The sequence below is a fragment of the Photobacterium sp. genome (genome assembly GCF_057456235.1).
The window spans coordinates 1-7,629 of the sequence record NZ_JBVCPH010000031.1 but is presented as its reverse complement, the minus strand read 5'-3'; the positions used below and the strand labels follow the sequence as shown (position 1 = coordinate 7,629).

General features: G+C 46.3%; 4 protein-coding genes and 4 tRNA genes. All 8 read left to right on the top strand.

Annotated elements, in window-relative coordinates:
* The first annotated feature begins 51 nt into the window (after positions 1-51).
* The 8 genes from AC2204_RS20455 to AC2204_RS20420 all read left to right on the top strand — a co-directional run bounded on the left by AC2204_RS20455 (position 52) and on the right by AC2204_RS20420 (position 7,626).
* Positions 52-138, top strand: a tRNA-Leu gene (locus AC2204_RS20455).
* A gap of 42 nt (positions 139-180) precedes the next feature.
* Positions 181-256 (top strand) — tRNA-Gly (locus tag AC2204_RS20450).
* 944 nt (positions 257-1,200) lie between these two features.
* Positions 1,201-4,089, top strand: a complete 2,889-nt coding sequence (locus tag AC2204_RS20445; RefSeq protein WP_318927737.1) for a pyridoxal phosphate-dependent class III aminotransferase — start codon at positions 1,201-1,203, stop codon at positions 4,087-4,089.
* A gap of 98 nt (positions 4,090-4,187) precedes the next feature.
* Positions 4,188-5,432, top strand: coding sequence for a carboxynorspermidine synthase (locus AC2204_RS20440; protein WP_318927736.1), 1,245 nt, complete (start codon positions 4,188-4,190; stop codon positions 5,430-5,432).
* A 121-nt stretch (positions 5,433-5,553) separates the two neighbouring features.
* Positions 5,554-6,687: a carboxynorspermidine decarboxylase gene (gene nspC, locus AC2204_RS20435; RefSeq protein WP_318927735.1), complete on the top strand. Its 1,134-nt coding sequence runs from the start codon at positions 5,554-5,556 to the stop codon at positions 6,685-6,687.
* Between the two features lie 187 nt (positions 6,688-6,874).
* On the top strand, positions 6,875-7,120 hold the full coding sequence (locus tag AC2204_RS20430; protein WP_318927734.1) for a hypothetical protein: 246 nt from the start codon (positions 6,875-6,877) through the stop codon (positions 7,118-7,120).
* Between the two features lie 227 nt (positions 7,121-7,347).
* Positions 7,348-7,421, top strand: a tRNA-Cys gene (locus AC2204_RS20425).
* Positions 7,422-7,539: 118 nt separating this feature from the next.
* Positions 7,540-7,626 (top strand) — tRNA-Leu (locus AC2204_RS20420).
* Positions 7,627-7,629: the final 3 nt, after the last annotated feature.

Here is a 7,629-nt window from a genome sequence, read left to right as displayed (position 1 = left end):
AGATGGTGTCTAACTTAAATCAGTTACGAGCACCGCAATCAAGAATTGCGTGCCCTGGTGGTGGAATTGGTAGACACAAGGGATTTAAAATCCCTCGGCGTTCGCGCTGTGCCGGTTCAAGTCCGGCCCGGGGCACCATCTATTAAGTCTGTCTTTCTTTGAATAAAGCACTGACAGCATGCGACACTAGCTCAGCTGGTAGAGCGCAACCTTGCCAAGGTTGAGGTCACGAGTTCGAACCTCGTGTGTCGCTCCAAATACGAAACCCTGACAGAAATGTCAGGGTTTTTTATTATCTGAAATTCAACACACAAGTTTGCCAAGGTTGAGGTCACGCCTGCACCTCGAAGATCGGGAACCTCGTGTGTCGCTCCAAATATGAAACCCTGACAGAAATGTCGGGGTTTTTTATTATCTGAAATTTAGCACACAAGCTTGCCAAGGTTGAGGTCACGCCTGCACCTCGAAGATCGGCCAGTAACAGAGGCTTATCCCGGTTGCTTTTAGCACTTGTCTGATATGACAATATTCACATCCCTTGACGATAATATCGATAATTCGGCACAAATAAGTGTTTTAAGTGGATTAGATAGTATTTAAAGTTTTAGTATCTAAAACAGCCGGTTAAACTTGGTTCATAATGTTGTTTTAGGTCGGATGTTGTGTTTGTTTTCAAATTTATCTTGTCATCGAAAACGACATTGTGATATTTTGCGCGCAATCTCAGGGGGGAACTATCACTGAGACATATGCGTTGTGATGAACTCAGGCCGATTGTGTCACAGCGTGCCGTAGGTACTAATGAAACTTTCATTAGTAGAAGGGCATTAATAAGCGCAGACCTGACAAGAATAATGCAGGCGCATATTGAAGGAACCCAACAGTGAATACTCAATCCTTATTTATTCAAATCAGTTTTGTCTTGCCTAACTGCAGTATTATTACTGAGCCTTGAACCTTCTGATTTAAATCATTTCAGCTTATTGCTGTAAACATTCGAATTTTCACCGGCGATACCCGGTGGTGTTTGTATGCACTTAATGTCGAATATACTGAACGTGCAGTTAAAAAATTGATTGGTCAAATTTTGGCTATATGAGTTTTGCGCGTACCTGTTTGCAATGACATGGCTTCAGGATGTACATTCACGCCGCAAGGCGTTTGATAAGTGTGTGACGTAATGATTTTTGGAAAATTACCATGAACAATGTGTTTGACTTAGATGCGCTAAAGCTGGCGTCAAATGTTCCTGTAGTTCACGAACTATACGATTTAACTCCTGATGAATTATTGCTAAGCCAAGAGCACTATGAATCAGAAGTTCGCTCATACCCACGACGTTTGCCTTTGGCTATCGTCAAAGCTTCGGGCGCGATGGTTGAAGACAGCCGTGGCCAGCTCTTTCTTGATTGCTTAGCCGGTGCAGGTACCCTTGCTCTGGGTTATAACCACCCGGAAATTAATCAAGCGATCATCGATCAGTTAAATGCGGGCCTGCCATATCAGACCTTAGATATTACCACGCCTGTAAAAGATAAGTTCATTAGAGAAGTGATGAACTTCTTACCTGATGAATTTGCAAAAAATGCGCGTATTCAATTCTGTGGCCCTTCAGGTGCAGATGCTGTTGAAGCAGCAATCAAACTTGCAAAGCAAACCACAGGCCGTAATACGATGGCTGCTTTCCATGGTGCTTACCATGGCATGACCAACGGTACGATGGCGATGATGGGTAACCTGAAGACGAAAGCGCGTCGTCAGGGGCTGATGGCTGATGTCCACTTTCTGCCTTTCCCATATAGTTTACGCTGCCCGTTTGGCCTGAAAGGCGATGAAGGGGCGAAACAGAGCCTTCGTTATATTGAGCGTATGCTAAGTGATGACGAAAGTGGCGTACAAAAGCCAGCAGCCATCATCGTTGAACCAGTACAAGGTGAGGGCGGTGTTATTCCGGCTCCTGCTTTCTGGTTGCAAGAGTTGCGTCGGATCACCAAAGAACACGGTATTCTTCTGATCTTTGATGAAATCCAGTGTGGTATCGGTAAAACCGGTCACAATTTTGCGTTCGAAGAAGCGGGTGTTACTCCTGATATTCTTTGTCTGTCGAAAGCGGTTGGCGGCGGCTTGCCAATGTCACTGCTTATTTTTGATAAGTCGATTGATACCTGGTTGCCGGGCGAACATACAGGGACATTCCGTGGTAATCAGCTGGCAATGGCTACGGGTTCAAAAGCGCTGGAAATTATCAGCCGTGATAACCTGGTTGAACATGCACAGCAAGCCGGCCAGTACCTGCGTGAAGGTTTAGAGCGTATTGCACAGTACACCGATTGTATTGCCGAAGTACGTGGCAAAGGCTTGATGTTAGGTGCTGAAATTGTAAAACCTAACGGTAAAAAGAACAAATTTGGTGAGCCTGAAGCCGATCCGGAAATGACAGCGAAGATTCAACGCGCGGCACTAGAGCGTGGGCTGATCATCGAAAAAGGTGGTCGTCAGGGGTCGGTTCTGCGTTTTCTTCCGCCATTGATCATTACGCACGAGCAGATTGATTTTGCTCTGGATGCGCTAAGTAAGGCGATTATCGCGACCGCAGGTCCAGCGAAAGTTGTTGAGCCTGTCACGGCTAACGAGCAAGATGATTGGCGTTCTTACTTTATTCACACTGGTGAAGGTGGAGCTGACCATTTTGAAGCTGCACTCAATCAGACGACGCAAGTTCTGAAGCAGGTCTTCGAAGGCACGCAAGCGCCATATTCTGGTCTGGAACCGCAAATTTTAAAAGCGATGATTAACAACATCGATCTTGATCATCAGCAGTTACCGCTGGAAACCGTTATTGAGCAGACAGGCGAACTGATCGCTAAGAACTCAATCATGGTTCAGCATCCACATTGTATTGCTCACCTGCATACGCCGCCGCTTTTGCCGGCCATTGCTGCTGAGGCGTTTATCAGCGCTCTGAACCAGTCGATGGATTCATGGGATCAGGCCAGCTCCGCGACATTTGTTGAGCAGAAGGTTGTTGATTGGTTATGTGGTGTTTATAACCTGGGTGAGCAAGCAGATGGCGTGTTCACCAGTGGTGGTACGCAAAGTAACCTGATGGGATTACTACTGGCACGTGACTGGGCGGCAGATAGCATTTCCGGGCATAACATCCAGAAGGATGGTCTGCCTGACTACGCATCTAAGCTGCGCATTCTGTGTTCTAAAAAGTCGCATTTCACCGTACAGAAATCGGCATCGTTGATGGGTTTGGGTGAGCATGCCGTTGAGTGTGTTGATACCAATCCAGATGGTACAATTAAGCTTGCTGCGCTGGTGACAACGGTGGAAACGCTGAAACGCGAAGGTTTGCTGCCGTTTGCTTTGGTCGGCACAGCGGGTACGACAGATCACGGTGCTATCGATGATTTGGCGAACATGGCTGATATCGCTGAGCAGCATAACCTATGGCTCCACGTTGATGGCGCATACGGTGGCGCCCTGATCCTGAGTCGTCATAAATCTCGCCTGCATGGCATCGAGAAAGCAGACTCTGTGAGTGTCGATTTCCACAAGCTGTTCTATCAACCAATCAGTTGTGGAGCCGTATTGATTAAAGACAAAGCGAACTTTAAGTACCTACTGCATCATGCCGATTATCTCAATCGTGAAGATGATTTACTGCCAAACCTGGTGGATAAATCTATCGCGACGACTAAGCGTTTTGATGCGTTGAAAGTATTGATGACAATGCAGTGTGTGGGTACACAGGCTCTTGGTGCGATGTATGATCACTTGCTGGGTCAGACACAGCAGGTTGCAGATCTTATCAATCATTCAACGGATTTCGAATTGCTGGCAGATCCGGCGCTATCAACGGTGCTGTTCCGCTATACCGGCAATCAGGGTGCTGATTTAGATCAATTGAACAAGCAACTTCGAATGGAAGCATTGGTGAAGGGCGTTGCGGTACTGGGTGAAACGGTTGTCGATGGCCGGGTCGCACTTAAATTTACGATTCTAAACCCTTGCCTGAAAATGTCAGACTTTGAGTCTTTGCTGAACGGAATTAACCAGCTGGCACTGTCACTAGGTAAGTAAGCTGGGTAATTAAGACAGAACGTAACGATTCACCCCGCCGGTGTTGCGGCGGGGTGAAAACAACAACTTTCCTGAATAAATACGGAAAACGAAAAACTATGGCTATTTTACAAATCGGTGCTGGTGGTGTTGGTTGGGTTATTGCTCATAAAGCGGCACAAAACAATGATGTTCTAGGTGATATTACGATTGCTTCTCGCACAGTGAGCAAGTGTGAAAAGATTATTGCATCGATTCACGGTCGCAATAACCTCAAAGATCCATCAAAGAAACTGGAATCTCGTGCTGTTAATGCAGATGACGTTGATGCTCTGGTAGCACTGATCAAAGAAGTCCAGCCAGATCTCGTCATCAACGCCGGCCCTCCGTGGGTTAACGTCGCGATCATGGAAGCCTGTTACCAGGCGAAGGTCTCTTACCTGGATACATCTGTAGCGGTTGATCTGTGCAGTGAAGGCCAGCAAGTGCCTGAAGCTTACGATCCACAGTGGGCATTCCGCGAAAAATTCGCAGAAGCGGGTATCACCGGTATTCTGGGTGCTGGTTTTGATCCGGGCGTTGTTAGCGTATTTGCCGCTTACGCGGTTAAGCATCTATTCGATGAAATCGATACTATCGATGTGATGGACGTGAACGCAGGCGATCACGGTAAGAAGTTCGCGACGAACTTCGATCCGGAAACGAACATGCTGGAAATACAAGGTGATTCTTTCTACTGGGAAAACCAGGAGTGGAAACAGGTACCTTGTCATACCCGTATGCTTGAGTTTGATTTCCCTGAAGTGGGTAGCCACAAAGTATACTCAATGGCGCACGATGAAGTTCGTTCAATGAAAGAATTCATCCCGGCCAATCGCATTGAGTTCTGGATGGGCTTTGGTGATAAATACCTGAACTACTTCAACTGCATGCGTGATATCGGCCTGTTAAGCCCAGATCCTGTGACGCTACAAGATGGTACAGTGGTTGAGCCGCTTAAAGTCCTGAAAGCTATCCTGCCAGATCCAACCTCACTGGCACCGGGCTACACAGGTAAAACTTGTATCGGTACTTGGGTGCAAGGTATTAAAGATGGCAAGCCACGCAGCGTATTCATCTATAACAATGCTGATCACGAAGTCGCGTACAAAGATGTTGAACACCAGGCAATCTCATACACGACGGGCGTTCCAGCAATTACGGCTGCACTGATGTACTTCCGTAATGAGTGGAGTGGTAAAGGCGTGTTTAACATGGAACAGCTAAACCCAGACCCATTCCTGGAGCTAATGCCGACAATCGGTCTTGATTGGGGTGTTCAGGAGCTAGACGTTGCTCAGCCAGACATTCAGATTCTAAAGTAATCGAATGTTAGTCTCGAGTGGCTAGTAGCGAGTATTAAGTCTTGAGTACCTAGGTTCTCGCAACTTACATATTAAGCCGATGTTAATTGCATCGGCTTTATTCCGTTTTGAGGAAGATGAAATGAACAAGCAAGGATTAAAAACGCCTTACTTCATGATTGATGAAAGTAAGTTGATTGCCAATCTAGAGAAAGCAAAACGGCTGAAAGAGCTGTCTGGTGCGAAGCTGGTATTAGCACTGAAATGTTTTTCAACCTGGGGTGTGTTTGACATTATCAAACCTTATCTTGATGGCACAACAAGCAGCGGTCCGTATGAAGTAAAATTGGGCTACGAAACCTTTGGCGGTGAAACGCACGCATACAGTGTGGGCTACAGCGAAGATGATGTGAGGGAAGTGGCTGACATCTGCGACAAGATGATCTTCAATTCACAAAGTCAGCTAGCGGCTTACCGCCATATTGTTGAAGGAAAAGCATCTCTGGGTTTACGTTTGAACCCCGGTGTCAGTTATGCCGGACAGGATTTAGCGAATCCCGCTCGTAAATTCTCCCGTCTGGGTGTGCAGTGTGATCATATTGATCCGGCAATATTCGGCGAGATTGACGGTGTGATGTTCCACATGAACTGTGAAAACAAAGATGAAGACGCTTTCATCGGATTGCTGAACTATATCTCGGACAAGTTTGGTGAACATCTGGATCAGCTAGACTGGGTCAGTCTTGGCGGCGGTGTGTTCTTCACCTGGCCGGGTTACGATATTGAAAAACTGGCTGCAGCATTAAAAGCGTTTTCTGAAAAACACGGTGTTCAACTCTATCTGGAACCAGGAGAAGCCATTATCACAAAAACGACGGATCTTGTCGTAACAGTGGTTGACGTGGTTGAAAATGAAATCAAGACGGCGATCGTCGATAGTGCGACCGAAGCCCATCGCCTTGATACCTTGATCTACGATGAGCCGGCGTCTATTGCTGAAGCGAGCGAGAAAGGGGAGCACCAGTACGTCATTGGCAGTTGCTCTTGTCTTGCCGGCGATCAGTTCTGTGTTACTCAATTTGACAAGCCGCTGGAAATTGGCCAGCGCTTGCATATTATCGACAGCGCCGGTTATACCATGGTGAAACTGAACTGGTTTAATGGATTGAAAATGCCGTCAGTGTACTGTGAGCGTTCCAATGGCGATATCGAAAAGCTGAATGAATTTGGCTACGACGACTTTAAACGTTCCCTGTCCCAATGGTCGGTATCCTGAGTACGCCAAATTATGTCACTGAGAAAGGCCGATTATCGGCCTTTTTTTAATGCAACTGATTGAAGGCGATAGGTTGTAAAGCGTACCAAACTGGCGAATAATACCAATTCCATTAAATATATTGTCATTCAGCGAGTTAATGGAGTTGATTAAGCTAACTATCTATTGTTAACGGAGTAAGCTCGAGATGGGACATCTACCTGTAATGATTGTTGCTATCGTTTTTGCCTTTATAGGGCTTAATCGATACCTGCAACACATAGCTAAAATGAAAGAGCTCGAACTGGCAACGTCAAAAGAGCGGCATGCCGGTTCGAGTAACGATCTGGAAAAAGAAGTACAGGCTCTCAAAGAGCGGGTCAACGTGTTAGAAAAGATTGTTACCGACAGAAAATACCAACTGGATGAAGAAATACGTGCACTTAATAAATGAGGTACCCGCATGAGGTTAGTGCCACACTCAATCGGGCAGTGCCGTTGATTTAATCAATAATGGAGCGCTTTTTAACTGCATTTGGTGGTTTTTAACCACTCAATTGAAAAGTAACAATATATTATTGACTCATTTTTAAAAATCAGTAAATTACAGCTCATACCGCAGCGGGAAAGCCTGTGAAGCGGTGAGTAATCATCAGATTACATGGTACATGTAAACAAAATGGCGCGTTGGCAGAGTGGCTATGCAGCGGATTGCAAATCCGTGTACCTCGGTTCGACTCCGGGACGCGCCTCCATTCTCTTGGAGAATCGGAGCAAAGAAGAATTTGCGGTATTGATGTTCCAGTTAAGAAATCAGTACTTAGATGGTGTCTAACTTAAATCAGTTACGAGCACCGCAATCAAGAATTGCGTGCCCTGGTGGTGGAATTGGTAGACACAAGGGATTTAAAATCCCTCGGCGTTCGCGCTGTGCCGGTTCAAGTCCGGCCCGGGGCACCATCT

What these genes read in the sequence shown, in the direction of transcription:
- AC2204_RS20445 (WP_318927737.1), top strand. Translation starts at nt 1,201, where the DNA reads ATGAACAATGTGTTTGACTTAGATGCGCTAAAGCTGGCGTCAAATGTT.
- AC2204_RS20440 (WP_318927736.1), top strand. Translation starts at nt 4,188, where the DNA reads ATGGCTATTTTACAAATCGGTGCTGGTGGTGTTGGTTGGGTTATTGCT.
- nspC (WP_318927735.1), top strand. Translation starts at nt 5,554, where the DNA reads ATGAACAAGCAAGGATTAAAAACGCCTTACTTCATGATTGATGAAAGT.
- AC2204_RS20430 (WP_318927734.1), top strand. Translation starts at nt 6,875, where the DNA reads ATGGGACATCTACCTGTAATGATTGTTGCTATCGTTTTTGCCTTTATA.